Annotated in this window: 15 protein-coding genes; all 15 read right to left on the bottom strand. The window is 69.2% G+C overall.

From position 1 onward, the window contains the following. Positions 1–217 precede the first annotated feature (217 nt). Complete coding sequence (dprA, locus tag Nocox_RS08900) at positions 218–1,441, bottom strand: DNA-processing protein DprA (protein ID WP_020546526.1); 1,224 nt, start codon at positions 1,439–1,441, stop codon at positions 218–220. A 740-nt stretch (positions 1,442–2,181) separates the two neighbouring features. Then, entirely contained in the window at positions 2,182–3,720 is a 1,539-nt protein-coding gene (locus tag Nocox_RS08895; RefSeq protein WP_020546528.1) for a YifB family Mg chelatase-like AAA ATPase, read from the bottom strand. Beyond that, positions 3,720–4,073 carry a YraN family protein gene (locus tag Nocox_RS08890; protein WP_020546529.1) on the bottom strand — a complete coding sequence of 118 codons (354 nt, stop codon included), beginning with the start codon at positions 4,071–4,073 and terminating at the stop codon, positions 3,720–3,722. The genes Nocox_RS08895 and Nocox_RS08890 overlap by 1 nt, the downstream gene beginning before the upstream one ends. A gap of 1,085 nt (positions 4,074–5,158) precedes the next feature. Next, on the bottom strand, positions 5,159–5,482 hold the full coding sequence (locus Nocox_RS08885) for a DUF2469 domain-containing protein (RefSeq protein WP_026215037.1): 324 nt from the start codon (positions 5,480–5,482) through the stop codon (positions 5,159–5,161). A gap of 39 nt (positions 5,483–5,521) precedes the next feature. After that, on the bottom strand, positions 5,522–6,190 hold the full coding sequence (locus tag Nocox_RS08880; protein ID WP_020546531.1) for a ribonuclease HII: 669 nt from the start codon (positions 6,188–6,190) through the stop codon (positions 5,522–5,524). A gap of 51 nt (positions 6,191–6,241) precedes the next feature. Further along, the gene (gene lepB, locus Nocox_RS08875) at positions 6,242–6,835 is read right to left on the bottom strand and encodes a signal peptidase I (protein ID WP_020546532.1); all 594 of its coding nucleotides are present in this window, start codon (positions 6,833–6,835) and stop codon (positions 6,242–6,244) included. Further along, the gene (lepB, locus tag Nocox_RS08870; protein ID WP_026215038.1) at positions 6,835–7,695 is read right to left on the bottom strand and encodes a signal peptidase I; all 861 of its coding nucleotides are present in this window, start codon (positions 7,693–7,695) and stop codon (positions 6,835–6,837) included. The genes lepB (Nocox_RS08875) and lepB (Nocox_RS08870) overlap by 1 nt, the downstream gene beginning before the upstream one ends. Positions 7,696–7,844: 149 nt before the next feature. Beyond that, positions 7,845–8,207, bottom strand: a complete 363-nt coding sequence (rplS, locus tag Nocox_RS08865; RefSeq protein WP_020546534.1) for a 50S ribosomal protein L19 — start codon at positions 8,205–8,207, stop codon at positions 7,845–7,847. Positions 8,208–8,359: 152 nt separating this feature from the next. Beyond that, a complete protein-coding gene (gene trmD / locus Nocox_RS08860; RefSeq protein WP_020546535.1) occupies positions 8,360–9,139 on the bottom strand; it encodes a tRNA (guanosine(37)-N1)-methyltransferase TrmD in 780 nt (259 codons plus the stop codon). Next, the gene (rimM, locus tag Nocox_RS08855) at positions 9,139–9,639 is read right to left on the bottom strand and encodes a ribosome maturation factor RimM (protein ID WP_020546536.1); all 501 of its coding nucleotides are present in this window, start codon (positions 9,637–9,639) and stop codon (positions 9,139–9,141) included. The genes trmD and rimM overlap by 1 nt, the downstream gene beginning before the upstream one ends. A gap of 68 nt (positions 9,640–9,707) precedes the next feature. Next, positions 9,708–9,953, bottom strand: a complete 246-nt coding sequence (locus tag Nocox_RS08850) for an RNA-binding protein (RefSeq protein ID WP_020546537.1) — start codon at positions 9,951–9,953, stop codon at positions 9,708–9,710. Position 9,954: 1 nt separating this feature from the next. Next, the gene (rpsP, locus tag Nocox_RS08845; protein WP_020546538.1) at positions 9,955–10,395 is read right to left on the bottom strand and encodes a 30S ribosomal protein S16; all 441 of its coding nucleotides are present in this window, start codon (positions 10,393–10,395) and stop codon (positions 9,955–9,957) included. 219 nt (positions 10,396–10,614) lie between these two features. Next, entirely contained in the window at positions 10,615–12,168 is a 1,554-nt protein-coding gene (ffh, locus tag Nocox_RS08840) for a signal recognition particle protein (protein WP_020546539.1), read from the bottom strand. Between the two features lie 57 nt (positions 12,169–12,225). Further along, on the bottom strand, positions 12,226–12,786 hold the full coding sequence (locus Nocox_RS08835) for a GTP-binding protein (RefSeq protein WP_219495644.1): 561 nt from the start codon (positions 12,784–12,786) through the stop codon (positions 12,226–12,228). A gap of 7 nt (positions 12,787–12,793) precedes the next feature. Continuing rightward, on the bottom strand, positions 12,794–13,213 hold the full coding sequence (locus Nocox_RS08830) for a DUF742 domain-containing protein (RefSeq protein WP_246649753.1): 420 nt from the start codon (positions 13,211–13,213) through the stop codon (positions 12,794–12,796). Positions 13,214–13,215 lie beyond the last annotated feature (2 nt).

Genomic DNA, 13,215 nt, shown 5'->3' with positions numbered 1-13,215 from the left:
CGGGCCTTCCTGGCGGGCATCAGGTGAATGGTGGCGGCGTGGCCTATACCGTTGTCTTTCGCCTCGGGCCCCTCCTGCTGTGCTCCCAAAATCCTGAGTTGTGGTCGCCGGTTCTCCGGAGGTTGCCGGGCAAGGTGGATGGCGGGGAGCTCGCTCTCCTGCCCGGTCAACCCCCTCGAACTTCCCCTTTGCGGCTTCGTGTCGAGTGCTCGATTCCTCAGGTTGTGGGGGACCCTGACGAGCCCTCGTCTGGGATGGGGAGGTTGTGTTCGCGGTGTACGAGGTCGTCCTCGTCCGGGAAGGGCGGGTCCTGGAGTGGATCTGCGTCGGCGTCAATGAGCGGGGGTTCGAGGGCCGCGCTGTCGGGGGCTTTGCGGTAGGAGGTCGTTTGCTTGCGGAGGCGCCAGCCGTCCGCGGAACGTTCGATGTAGCCGGCAGCGGCGAGACCGCCCAGGGCGCTGAGGGCGGTGCTGAGGTTCACGCCGGCCGCGACCGCTATCGAGGCCGGCCCTGCGCCCTTTCGAGTGGGTACGGCATCCAAAACCCTCTTCGTGACCTCGTTGAGCTTGTCCCGGGCGACCGCCGGGGTACGGGACTGCGAGACCAGGTCATCGCCCATCACGCCGACGAGGTCGACGACCTCCTCAGGGGAGGTGACACACACCGCCTTACGTTCGCGGAGGAGGCGATGGCATCCGTCCGACATGCGGGAGGTGACGGGGCCGGGTACGGCACCGAGGTGCCGATTGAGCGCCAGCGCGTGGGTGGCGGTGTTCAGGGCTCCGCTGCGCAGGGCGGCTTCCACCACCACGGTGCCCCTCGACAGAGCCGCGATCAGACGGTTTCTGATGAGGAAGCGCGCCCGGGTGGGGTGCACTCCTGGCGGACATTCACTCACGATCACCCCCTGGCCTCTGATCTTGGCGAACAAGGTGTCATGGCTGCTCGGGTAGCAGACGTCGACACCGCAGGCCAGCACCACGACGGTCGGGGAGCCGGCGGCCAGTGCTCCTCTGTGCGCGGCGCTGTCCACGCCGAAGGCGCCGCCCGACACGACCGTCCAGCCGGACTCGCCCAGGCCGACGCCGAACTCCGCGGCTATGTGGGTGCCGTACGCGGTCGCTGAGCGGGCGCCGACCAGCGCCACGGATTTGAGGCAGGAGAAGCGGAGGTCTGCCGAGCCGTGCAGCCACAGGCCGAGAGGACGGCTCTGACCGAGTTGGTCGAGCTGGGTGGGCCATTCCGCGTCACCGGGGATGATGAGGCGGGCGCCGGATCTTTCGCCGTTCTCGAGGTCGGCAGCCGGGTTGGAGGCGGCCAGGCGGGCATGCCAGGCGTTGAGACGGGCTGTCACCTGGCCGCGGGAGCGGTCGCGTTGCGTCGTCTCCTGCTCGATGAACTCGGGCGGGAGGGACCGGGCGCGGATCGCGTCCACCGCCATGGCTGCTCCGTATCGCGACACCAGGCGGCCCATGACCGGGTCACCTACGTCTGCGGCGCGCATCAGCCCGGCGCGAGCTTCGTGCTCGGATCGGGCGGCAGGTTGAGTGGATATGGCTGATCGCGCGGATCGGGCGGGTGCGGCTGACGGGGCCGACGCGGCTGACGGGGCCGATACGGCCGCTGCATCTGGCGAGGCTTGTGTGGTTGGCCGGGAGGGAGCAGGGGGTCCCTCAGGCGCAGGAGACCACACGGACGCAGCGGGTCGAACGGGCGTGGCAGGGCGGTTTGCGGATGCAGGTGCTCCTCCGGCGGATGCGGCTTCGGAGATCGGTGCCGGTCGTGGATCGCGGGTCGGCTCTGGAAGCGGGGTCTGGCCTCCGAGCCTGACTAGCCGTCTTGGGTCACCTGTCTGCGGTGGCGCTGGTGCAGGTGCCCGCTGCTGGGGGCGAGGGTGGGGCAGGGTCCGGTTTGCGGTGAGGGCGCTGGGAGCTGGTTGGTATGGCTGTGCCGGCTCCGATGCGCTTGCGGGCGGGATGGCCGGCTCAGGCGGTCGGGCGGCGTCGTCAGGTGATGCTGATCCGATGCGCGGCGGGCGTCGGGCAGTGGGTGGCTCGATGGAGAGGGACGGTCCGGCCGGCAGCGGCTCTTGAGGCGAGACGACCGGCTGGTTGGGGTTGGCTGCGAGGAAGGGCCGTTGAGGGTGGAGCAGGCGGATGGGGGTGCAGGGGGTGTTGTGCATCAGGATGTCACTCCGAGCCAGAAGTGGAGGGCTGTGGTCGTTTCGTCTTCGTCCGGGCGGTCCTTGTCGGCCAGGTCGGCCAGGGTCCAGGAGACGCGGACCGCGCGGTCGAGGCCGCGGGCGGTCAGGGTGCCTGAGTCCAGGCAGGCGGTCATGGGCTTCATGGCCTTTGGGGGCGGCCGGTAGTCGCTGTGGAGGACGGACGAAGGGACTTCGGCGTTGGTACGCCAAGGGGTGCCGCTGAGTCGTTTGGCGGCGCGCTCGCGGGCCGCGAGTACGCGCTCGGCCACCGCTGCGCTGGATTCGGTGAACTGGCGGTCGGCCAGCAGCTCGCGTCTGGATGCGCGGGCGACGGTGACCTTCATGTCGACGCGGTCGAGGAGCGGACCCGAGAGCCTGCCGAGGTAGCGGCGTCTCGCGGTCGGGGAGCACTTGCAGGTCTCGCCTTGGTCGTCGCTCTGCGCGCAGGGGCACGGGTTCGCCGCCAGTACGAGCATGAACCGGGCCGGGAACGTGACCGAACCCGCCGACCGGGACACCGTGACGCGACCGGATTCCAGAGGCTGGCGCAGCGCGTCGAGGACATGGCGGGGGTACTCGGGAGCCTCATCCATGAAGAGGACGCCTCTGTGGGCCAGGGAGACAGCTCCGGGCCGTACGATCGCGCTGCCGCCCCCGATGATCGCCGCCGAGGTGGCCGTGTGGTGCGGAGCCACGAACGGCGGACGGCTCAGCATGGGCGCGCTGGGCGGCAGGATGCCCGCGACCGAGTGGATGGCGGTCACCTCCAGAGCGTGATCGAGCTCCAGATCGGGCAGCAGGGTGGGCAGGCGTTCGGCCAGCATGGTCTTGCCGGTGCCGGGCGGACCGAGCATCCAGAGATTGTGGCCGCCGGCGGCGCACACTTCGAGGGCGCGGCGGGCGACCGGCTGGCCGACGACATCTGCCAGGTCCAGGACCGGGCTCGTGATCGGCGGCGTGGGCTCGATGAACTCCTCCGGTTCGGGCTCGGGCGCCTCCTCACGTCCCTTGCGCAGCCACTCGACCAGTTGGCGGAGGCTCGCCATCGGGATCACCTTGACGTCGGGGACGAGGGACGCCTCCGCCGAGTTCGCTGAGGGAACGACGACCGTGGCGTCTCCGTCGTTCGCGGCTCCGAGGACGGAGGGCAGGACGCCGCGTACCGGTCTGATGCGGCCGTCGAGGCCCAGCTCGCCCAAGAAGAACGGGTCCGCGATGCGCTCGGCTGGGACGACGCCCGCGGCACCCAGGATCGCCATCGCTATGGCGAGGTCGAATTGCGAGCCCCGCTTGGGGAGGGTGGCCGGGAACAGGCTGACGATGATGCGGGCGTCGGGCCACGGGTATCTGCTGTTGACCACTGCGGATCTCACCCGGTCGCGGGCCTCGCTCAGCGCCGTGTCGGGCAGGCCGATCAGGTGGATGCCGGCCAGGCCGTTGCCCACGTCGGCCTCGATCTCCACCGTACGGCCCGTCACGCCGACCAGAGCCACGCTGCGGGTGCGCGCCACGGCCATCAGATCACTCCCCGGATGTGGCGCAGGGCGAAGTCGCCGGCGAAGCGTTCTATGGCGATGACGTCGACGCGTACGGAGTCGAAGGTGTGAGCCTGGGTGGACAGCCACTTGGCGGCGAGCGTGCGGAGTTTGGAGAGCTTTCTGTGGTCCACCGACTCCAGGGCCGTGCCGTGGGATCGGCTGGAGCGGGTCTTGACCTCGACGACGATGAGCGTGCTGCCCTCTTCGGCGATGATGTCCAGTTCGCCGTGGCGGCAGCGCCAATTGCGGTCGATGATTCTCATGCCCTTGGCTTCCAGATAGATCGCGGCCAATTGCTCGCCCTTTTTGCCGAGTTCGTCCTTCTTGGCCATGTGGTGCCTCCGTCCGGGGGTGCTGCTTTTGGATGCGTCGGGCTCGACCTTGGCGGAGGCGGGGTCGGTGTCGGGCGGCCGAACGGGGTTCTGGGGATAGGGAGTGCGGGATTCTGCTGGCTGTGGATAACCGGGCGCCCAGGGCGTGCGAGGGGCTGCTGCGACGGCGATTGCGTGGAGGGTGGCGGCGAGGGCGGCAAGCATGCCGAAACGGGACAGAGGCCACGCCTGGGTGGGGATGCGCGCGACGCAAGACAGGCGGTGGGGCTGACTCGGGGTGCTGGGCTTATTGCATGGGCCGACGTTGGGCGGGGGCAGTGGGGGGCGTAAGGCGCCGGGGTTGGGGATCGAGGACTCGCCAGGGTGCGCCAGGGGCAGGGTGCACGTCCCCAAGAGATGCGAGCGGGGTAGCTCGGGGCGCGGGTGGAGGCAGCACACAAGGAGGCTGCGCAGGCGGAGAGACCGCGTATCGATCTGAACAGCGGGACCACGGCGGCGAGGCGGCGCAGCTTCAACAGGCGAGGGCGATGGCCGACCGCTCGATGCGGGGCCTCTGGATGAGGCTAGGTGAAGGGCTTTCGCGACAGAGGTGGCAATGCACCTGCATGAGGGGCGCTATCGGCGGGCCGAGTTGCAGCGGCGCTGAGTTGTGTCGGGGCAGGGCGCTGTCTGCGGGCGGTTGGCGCGGAGGTCGCGATCGTGCTGACGATCGGGGATGCAGTCGCGGTCGTGCTCGATCGGGGACGCAGTCGCACTCTGTGGTCGTGCTCGCGGTTGGAGAAGGCGCGGTCGCCGGGATGCTCACGGGTCGAGGCAGAGCCACGACGGGAGACGAGCCGCGATCCAAGGCCAAGACGCGGTCGAAGCCAAGGACGCGGCAGAAGGCGAGGACGCGGCGTACGTCGGGATGAAAGCGACGCCGGGGTCAAGCCGCTGCACGACGGCAGCGCCCCCTCCTCAGGACCCCACCGACTGGGGCGACCGTGGCGAGCCAGCGGCACCGGGCCCGGCAGCCCCGCCACACGAGCGCGAAGGCGGACGCCCCCAGCTCAGGCGTCCCCCAGCCGCCCAGCCACCCGCCCCCTCTACCCGGAGAACCCCTCCTTGGGCATCTCGAGGTCGGCCTTGGCCAGCTCTTCCACGTTCACGTCCTTGAACGTGACCACCCGCACGTTCTTGACGAACCGCGCCGGCCGATACATGTCCCACACCCAGGCGTCCTGCATCTTCACGTCGAAGAAGACGTCGCCGTTCTCGGCGGTGCGGACGTCGAGGTCGACCGAGTTGGTCAGATAGAACCGCCGCTCGGTCTCCACAACATATGTGAACAACCCGACGACATCGCGGTATTCGCGGTAAAGCTGCAGCTCCATCTCGGTTTCATACTTTTCGAGATCCTCTGCGCTCATCGCGGTCCTCCTGTCGTACCGGTCCCCCGGTTTGCCTGCTCAGGCAACCCCGGCCCCCATTTCATTCTCACCCATCTCCCTGGCCACCGTGACGAAGGAGTAACGGTGGTCCGGGCACGGGCCGTGTGCCGACAGCGCCAGCCGGTGTCCCGGGGTCACATACCCCTTGTGCTCGGCGAAACCGTACTGCGGGTAACGCTCGTCCAGCGCCACCATCAGCCGGTCCCTCGTCACCTTGGCCACGATGGACGCGGCCGCCACGCACGCGGCCACCTGATCCCCCTTCCAGACGGCCAGTGACGGCGCCGGCAGCCCCGGCACCGGGAAACCGTCCGTCAGGATGTACTCCGGGTCACAGGGCAACCGGGCGACGGCCCGCCGCATTCCTGAGACGTTGCATTTGTGAAGACCTTTGGCATCGATCTCCCCCGGCGGGATGATCACTACGCCTACGTGGGAGGCGCGCATGATGCGCTCGTAGAGGTGTTCGCGCACGGCCGGGGTCAGGAGCTTGGAGTCGCCGAGGCCGTCGATCTGCCTGCGCAGGACGACGGCCGCCACCACGAGCGGGCCGGCGCAGGCGCCGCGGCCGGCCTCGTCGACGCCCGCGATCGGGGTGAGGCCGCGGCGGGCCAGCGCCCGCTCGTAGGCGTAGAGTCCGGAATCGCGCCGGACGACGCTCGGTCGAGGGCGGAACGCAACTGTCATGACAGAGGCAGCGTACGCCCCATTCGCCGCAACCCGCGACCGAAAGTCCGTCTACTTGACTTTGTCGAAAATGTCGGGACGCGCGAACAGGTAGCCCCGCGACAGCGGCCAGTAGCGCACCACGGCCTTGCCGATCACGTCGTTCTCCGAGATGAAGCCCTGGCCGGGCTCCTCCATGTGGGCCCGCGAGTCGGCCGAGGCGCTGCGGTGGTCGCCCATCAGCCACAGCTTTCCGGCCGGAACCGTGACGTCGAACTTCTCGCCAGAGGCGAAATCACCGGGATAGAGGTAGGAGGTCTCGTCCAGCGCCGTGCCGTTGACCGTGATCCGCTTCTTGGCGTCGCAGCACTTGACGTGGTCGCCGCCGACGCCGATGACGCGCTTGATGGTGTCCTCGCCGTTCCAGCCCTTGAAGACCACGATGTCGCCGCGCTCCGGCTTGCCCGAGAGCTTGTTGACGAACACGCGGTCGTTGATCAGCAGCGTGTTCTCCATGGACTGCGAGGGGATGTAGAACGAGCCGACCACGAACGCCTGGAGCAGCAGCGCGATCCCCACGCCGAGGATCAGCAGGAGCAGCGTCTCCCGGAAGCCGCCCTTCTTCTTCTCTTTGCCCACACCCTCCGCCTTCTTGGTGACGGCCATCAGCGCCTCCTCATGCGCCGGCGCCGACGAGCCACGACCAAGGGTACGGCCAGCCCGAACCCGGCGACCAACGGGACCGCCCCGCCCAGGGCCTTGAGCCCCTGCTGCGCGAAGGTGTCGGGGATCTCCAGCACACCGGCCCGGTCGAAGGGCCAGACGATGACGAAGGCCCGTCCGATGACCTGGCTCTCGGGGATGGAGCCGCCGCCGGGGTCGCCGGTGTGGGAGCGGGAGTCGAGCGACACCGACCGGTGGTCACCCATGACCCACAGCCGCCCTGGAGGCACGGTGACGTCGAAGAACCGGTCGGAGGGCACGTTGCCCGGGTAGAGGTAGCTCTCCTCGTCGATGGGCGTGCCGTTGACCGTGATGCGGCCCTTGGAGTCGCAGCACTTGACGTGGTCGCCGCCGACCCCGATGACGCGCTTGATGTAGTCCTTCTCGCCGGGCACGATGCCGAAGGCCGTGCCGACCCATCGGAAGAACCCCTCGACCGGGTTGGACGGCTCCTCCATCTGGAACTCGCCGTCCCATGAGTCGACGCCGGAGAAGACCACGACGTCGCCCCGCTCGATGTCGCGCGTGTGGTAGACGAGCTTGTTGACCAGCACCCGGTCGTTCTTGAGCAGGGTGTTCTCCATCGACTCCGACGGGATGTAGAACGCCTGCACCACGAACGTCTTGATGATCAGGGCGAGCACCAAGGCCACTACTACCAGAACGGGGAGTTCTTTCCAGAACGACCCCTTCTTCTCCTTCTTGCCGCCCTTGGCCGGTTTCTGAGTCTCTTCCGCGACCACGTCCACCTCGTCCTCGACAGGGCGGCGCGGCGCGCCGTGCTCCTGGCTCTCGCTAGTCATCGCTGACGAGCCTAGATGATGTGCGGGCTCGACAAGCCTCGACCGACGTTACACCCACGCACGGGTCGCTCCACATAAAAGAAACGCCGCCGTAAAAACCGAAAGCCCGCGCCACAGGGGCACGGGCTTTCCGAAGAGACGAAGGGCGCTTACTTGGCGGCCGGGGTCTCGCGCTTCTCGCGGATGCGGGCGGCCTTGCCGCGCAGGTCGCGCATGTAGTAGAGCTTGGCGCGGCGCACGTCGCCGCGGGTGGCGAGCACGATCTTCTCGATCACCGGGCTGTGCACGGGGAAGGTGCGCTCGACACCGACGCCGTAGCTGACCTTGCGGACGGTGAAGGTCTCGCGGGCGCCGCTGCCCTGCCGGCGCAGCACGAAGCCCTTGAAGAGCTGGACGCGGGAGCGGTTGCCCTCGACGACGCGGACGTGGACCTCGAGCGTGTCACCGGGACGGAAGTTCGGCACGTCGGCGCGCAGGCCGGCCTTTTCGAGCTCCTGGATCTTCGTGTGCATGAGAGTCATTCCTCAAAGTTCGGGGGCACGCGGAGGTCCACTCGGCCGAGCTCTGACGAGCGCGGCAGCGAAGTGGACACGCCTGCTGTCTTCGGTGGGCCCGGATCGGTTTCCGGGCATGCGCTAGCGGCCAACATGAGGTTGGCAGCGATTCAGTTTGCCACATCTTCCCGTTCGACGCGAAACGACAGCTCCTCCAGAAGCTTCCTGTCGTGCTTGTCGAGCGTCTCCGGGTCGAGCGCCGCCGCGAGGTCGGGCCGGTTGCGCACGGTGCGCCGCAGCGCCTCGTCCCGCCGCCACCGGGCGACCTTGCCGTGGTGCCCGGACAGCAGCACGGCCGGCACCTCGTGGCCGCGCCAGACGGGCGGCTTGGTGTAGACGGGGCCCTCGACGAGGTTGCGCATGGAGCCGGGGGCGAAGGAGTCGTCGACGGCCGACTGGGCGTTGCCCAGCACGCCGGGCAGCAGCCGGCCGACGGCCTCCACCATGACCAGCACCGCGACCTCGCCGCCGGCGAGGACGTAGTCGCCGATGCTGACCTCGTCGACGCGCAGCCGCCCGCCGTATTCAGCCATGACACGGGAGTCGATGCCCTCGTAGCGGCCGCAGGCGAACAGCAGCCACGGCTCCCCCGCCAGCTCCTGCGCCAGCTCCTGGGTGAACGGCCGCCCGCTCGGCGTCGGCACGACGAGCCGCGGCGAGCCGTCACCGATCACCGCGTCGATCGCCTCGCCCCACACCTCGGGCTTCATGACCATGCCCGGGCCGCCGCCGTAGGGGGTGTCGTCCACGGTCTTGTGCACGTCGTGGGTCCAGTCGCGCAGCTGGTGGACCCGTACGTCGAGGGTGCCGCGCTCGCGCGCCTTGCCGATGAGCGAGACGTCGAGCGGCGCGAAGTACTCGGGGAAGATCGAGATGATGTCGAGCCGCATCAGAGCAGCCCCTCCGGCGGATCGACCACCAGCCGGCCGCCCGCCAGGTCGACCTCGGGCACCAGGGCCTTGACGAACGGGATGAGCGCCTCCTCCTGCCCCTCACGGCGCACCACGAGGAGGTCCTGACCGTGGTGCAGGACGTCCTCCACCTCACCCACGGGCTCGCCGGCGACGGTCTCGACGGCCAGGCCGATGAGCTGGTGGTCGTGGAACTCGTCGGGGTCGCCGGTGGGCTCGATGTCGGCCGAGTCGATGACGAGCATGGTGCCCCGGAGGTCCTCGGCGGCGTCGCGGCCGATGACGCCCTCGAACGTCATCAGCAGGACGCCCTTGTGCCAGCGGCGCCCGGCCACGACCAGGGGCCCGGAGCCGGGCGGGTCGGTGGCGATCGACGCGCCGACGGCGAAGCGCCGCTCGGGCTCGTCGGTGCGCACCTCGACGGTGACCTCGCCGCGTACCCCGTGCGGACGGCCTATCCGGCCGACGACCAACTGCACGTACGTGCCCTTTCTAACGCGGAGCGCCCCCACCGGCACGAACCGGTGAGGGCGCGGAAAACCTGACGCTAACGGACTGCCTCGTCCAGGTCGAGCAGATCGACCCGCACGTACTTCCCGTCGGCCAGGGCGTTGACGACGGTGCGCAGCGCCTTGGCGGTGCGCCCGCCGCGTCCGATGACCTTGCCCAGGTCCTCGGGGTGCACCCGGACCTCCAGGACGCGCCCGCTGCGAATGCGGCGTGCGCGGACCCGGACATCGTCGGGATGTTCGACGATGCCCTTCACGAGGTGCTCGAGGGCCTCCTCGAGCACGTCAGCCCTCGCCCTCGGTCGGGGTCTCGGCGGGGGCCTCGGACTCGTCCTTCTTCTTGGACTTGCGCGGCGTGGTGGCGGCCGTGCCGGTGTCGCCACCGGACAGGGCCTCCTTGGCCGCGGCCTCGTAGATGGCGTGCCGGTCGGGCTTGGGCTCGGCGACCTTGAGGGGCGCCGGGGCGGGCTCGCCCTTGTACTTCTGCCAGTCGCCGGTGAGCTTGAGCAGCTTGAGCACCGGCTCGGTCGGCTGGGCGCCGACCCCCAGCCAGTAGGCCGCACGCTCGGCGTTGATCTCGATCCGCGAAGGGTCGTCCTTCGGGTGGTAGAGGCCGATCTCCTCGATCGCCCGGCCGTCACGCTTGGTGCGGCTGTCGGCGACGACGATGCGGTATTGAGCGTTGCGGATCATGCCGAGCCGCTTGAGCTTGATCTTGACTGCCACGGGTGTGGTCTCTCCTGCATTTGAGCGTGGGTGAGCGGCGCCGCGCCGAGTGGGGCACGACAGGACGACGCTCCAGGGACAGGCGTGATCAGCGGGTCGGTGAGAGGGCGCCCACCTGAACACGATGTTCCAACATGCCATTGTGCCAGATCGCCGTCACTGTCCACGACCACTCGCGGGACGATGCCCGCAAAGCCTCGGCAACGAGGCGACCCGGCGTCAGTTCTGGCCGGGCAGCTTGAGCTTGGACGGGTCGAAGCCGGGCGGCAGCTCCATGCCCGGAGGGAGCTTGCCGTGCAGGTTGCCCAGCATGCCGCCCTGCTTGGGCTGCGCCTGGCCGTCGCCCGCGCCGGACGACGACTTCTCCAGCGCCGCCTTGCGCGGGTCGCCGCTGACGCGCCGGCCCTTCTTGTTCTTCTTCTGCGCCTTGGCCGCCTTGCCCCGGCCGCCCGGCATGCCGGGCAGGCCCATGCCGCCCGCGACCCGCTTCATCATCTTCTGGGCCTCGAAGAAGCGGGTGACGAGGCTGCTGACCGCGCTGACCGTGACGCCGGAGCCGGCCGCGATGCGGGCGCGGCGGGAGCCGTTGATGATCTTGGGATCCTGGCGCTCGGCCGGGGTCATCGAACGGATGATCGCGGCGATGCGGTCGAGGTCGCGGTCGTCGATGGCGTTGAGCTGGTCGCGCATCTGGCCCATGCCGGGCATCATGCCGAGCAGGTTCTTGATGGGGCCCATCTTCTGGACCATCATCATCTGCTCGAGGAAGTCCTCCAGCGTGAAGTTCTCGCCCGAGGTGAGCTTGCCCGCCATCTTGGCGGCCTGCTCCTCGTCGAACGTCTTCTGGGCCTGCTCGATCAGGGTGAGGATGTCACCCATGTCGAGGATGCGGGAGGCCATCCGGTCGGGGTGGAAGGCGTCGAAGTCTTCCAGCTTCTCGCCGGTGGAGGCGAACATGATCGGCCGGCCGGTGATGTGCCGCACCGACAGCGCGGCGCCGCCGCGGGCGTCGCCGTCGAGCTTGGTGAGCACGACGCCGTCGAAGCCGACGCCCTCCATGAACGCCTGCGCCGTGGTGACGGCGTCCTGGCCGATCATGGCGTCGACGACGAACAGGACCTCGTCGGGCCGCACCGCGTCGCGGATGTCGGCGGCCTGCTTCATCATCTCCTGGTCGATGCCGAGGCGACCGGCGGTGTCGATGATGACGATGTCGTGCTGCAGCCGCCTGGCCTCGTCGATCGAGTCGCGGGCCACGCCCACCGGGTCGCCGACGCCATTGCCGGGCTCGGGCGCGTAGACGGCGACCCCGGCCCGCTCGCCGACGACCTGGAGCTGCTGGACGGCGTTGGGACGCTGCAGGTCTGCGGCGACCAGCATGGGCGCGTGGCCCTGCTCGCGCAGCCACCTGGCCAGCTTGCCCGCCAGGGTCGTCTTGCCCGCGCCCTGGAGACCCGCCAGCATGATGACGGTGGGCGGCGTCTTGGCGAGGCGGAGCCGGCGGGTCTCGCCGCCGAGGATCTCGATCAGCTCGTCATTGACGATCTTGACGACCTGCTGCGCCGGGTTGAGCGCCTGGGACACCTCGGCCCCGCGGGCGCGCTCCTTGACCTGGGCGACGAACGCCTTGACCACCGGGAGCGCGACATCGGCCTCCAGCAGCGCGATGCGGATCTCCCGGGTGGTGGCGTCGATGTCGGCATCGGACAGCCGGCCCTTGGATCGAAGGGAGGAGAAAACCGATGTGAGGCGGTCGGAAAGCGTCTCGAACACGTGGTTGGCCAGTCCTCGAAGCGAATGAACGTCTAAGACTCCAGCCTATCCGCTTCCTCAGCCGCTCCAGCCTGGCACGGCCATCCGAACGGTGAGAGCATGCTCGACCAGGTTGATGAGAGCGCCCTTGACGGAGTCCTTCGAGCGCGCGTCGAGCCGCACCATGGGGATGTGGGGGGCCAGGGTGAGGGCGTCGCGGACCTCGCCGTCGCTGTGGGGGTATTGGCCGTCCCAGCCGTTGATGCCCACGATGAAGGGGAGCTGCGCCTCTTCGAAGTAGTCGATGGCGGGGAAGCTGTCGGCCAGCCGGCGGGTGTCGACCAGCACGACCGCGCCGATGGCGCCGCGTACGAGGTCGTCCCACATGAACCAGAACCGGTGCTGTCCGGGCGTGCCGAACAGATACAGGATCAGGTCGCGATCGAGGGACACCCGGCCGAAGTCCATGGCCACGGTCGTGGTCGACTTCAGGGGGGTCATGCCGAGGTCGTCGATCCCCGCCGAGGCGTCGGTCATGACGGCCTCGGTCGTCAGCGGCATGATCTCCGACACCGCGCCGACGAACGTCGTCTTACCCACCCCGAAGCCCCCGGCCACGACGATCTTCGTCGAGGTCAGGCCGGGGCTAGAGCCTGCGAAGTCCACTGAGCACCCTTTCCAGCAGGTTGACGTCCGGCCTACCCGCATCGAGCTGCGGCTGGTGCACGCGCACGAGGCCCTCGGCCGCCATGTCAGCGATCAGGACACGCACCACGCCGAGCGGGATCCGCAACAGCGCGGAGACCTCCGCCACCGACCTCACCTGCAGGCAGAGCTGGCTGATCGCCTTGTACTCGGGCGTGATGTGCGAGAACTCCCGGTGCTCGGCGGTCGCCGAGGACACCAGGGCCTCCATCGCCAGCTTGACCTTCGGGGCGGTCCGCCCGCCGGTGACGGCGTACGGGCGCACCGGTGAGGCCGGATCGGCGGCAGTGGGCTGAGGCGGCGGCGGGGGCTCCCAGCCGCCGCTGTTCCACCCGCCGCTGTTCCACGTGGGGTTCGTCATTC

The organism is Nonomuraea coxensis DSM 45129 (assembly GCF_019397265.1).
Lineage (GTDB): Bacteria > Actinomycetota > Actinomycetes > Streptosporangiales > Streptosporangiaceae > Nonomuraea > Nonomuraea coxensis.
This window is presented reverse-complemented; position numbering and strand designations above follow the sequence as displayed.

Excerpts from the sequence above, each read along its gene's own strand:
- Nocox_RS08885 (WP_026215037.1), bottom strand. The coding sequence starts at position 5,482 with ATGAGCGCAGAGGATCTCGAAAAGTATGAAACCGAGATGGAGCTGCAG.
- Nocox_RS08880 (WP_020546531.1), bottom strand. The coding sequence starts at position 6,190 with ATGACAGTTGCGTTCCGCCCTCGACCGAGCGTCGTCCGGCGCGATTCC.
- lepB (WP_026215038.1), bottom strand. The coding sequence starts at position 7,695 with ATGACTAGCGAGAGCCAGGAGCACGGCGCGCCGCGCCGCCCTGTCGAG.
- Nocox_RS08830 (WP_246649753.1), bottom strand. The coding sequence starts at position 13,213 with ATGACGAACCCCACGTGGAACAGCGGCGGGTGGAACAGCGGCGGCTGG.
- rplS (WP_020546534.1), bottom strand. The coding sequence starts at position 8,207 with ATGCACACGAAGATCCAGGAGCTCGAAAAGGCCGGCCTGCGCGCCGAC.
- lepB (WP_020546532.1), bottom strand. The coding sequence starts at position 6,835 with ATGGCCGTCACCAAGAAGGCGGAGGGTGTGGGCAAAGAGAAGAAGAAG.
- dprA (WP_020546526.1), bottom strand. The coding sequence starts at position 1,441 with ATGGCGGTGGACGCGATCCGCGCCCGGTCCCTCCCGCCCGAGTTCATC.
- Nocox_RS08895 (WP_020546528.1), bottom strand. The coding sequence starts at position 3,720 with ATGGCCGTGGCGCGCACCCGCAGCGTGGCTCTGGTCGGCGTGACGGGC.
- trmD (WP_020546535.1), bottom strand. The coding sequence starts at position 9,139 with ATGCGGCTCGACATCATCTCGATCTTCCCCGAGTACTTCGCGCCGCTC.
- Nocox_RS08890 (WP_020546529.1), bottom strand. The coding sequence starts at position 4,073 with ATGGCCAAGAAGGACGAACTCGGCAAAAAGGGCGAGCAATTGGCCGCG.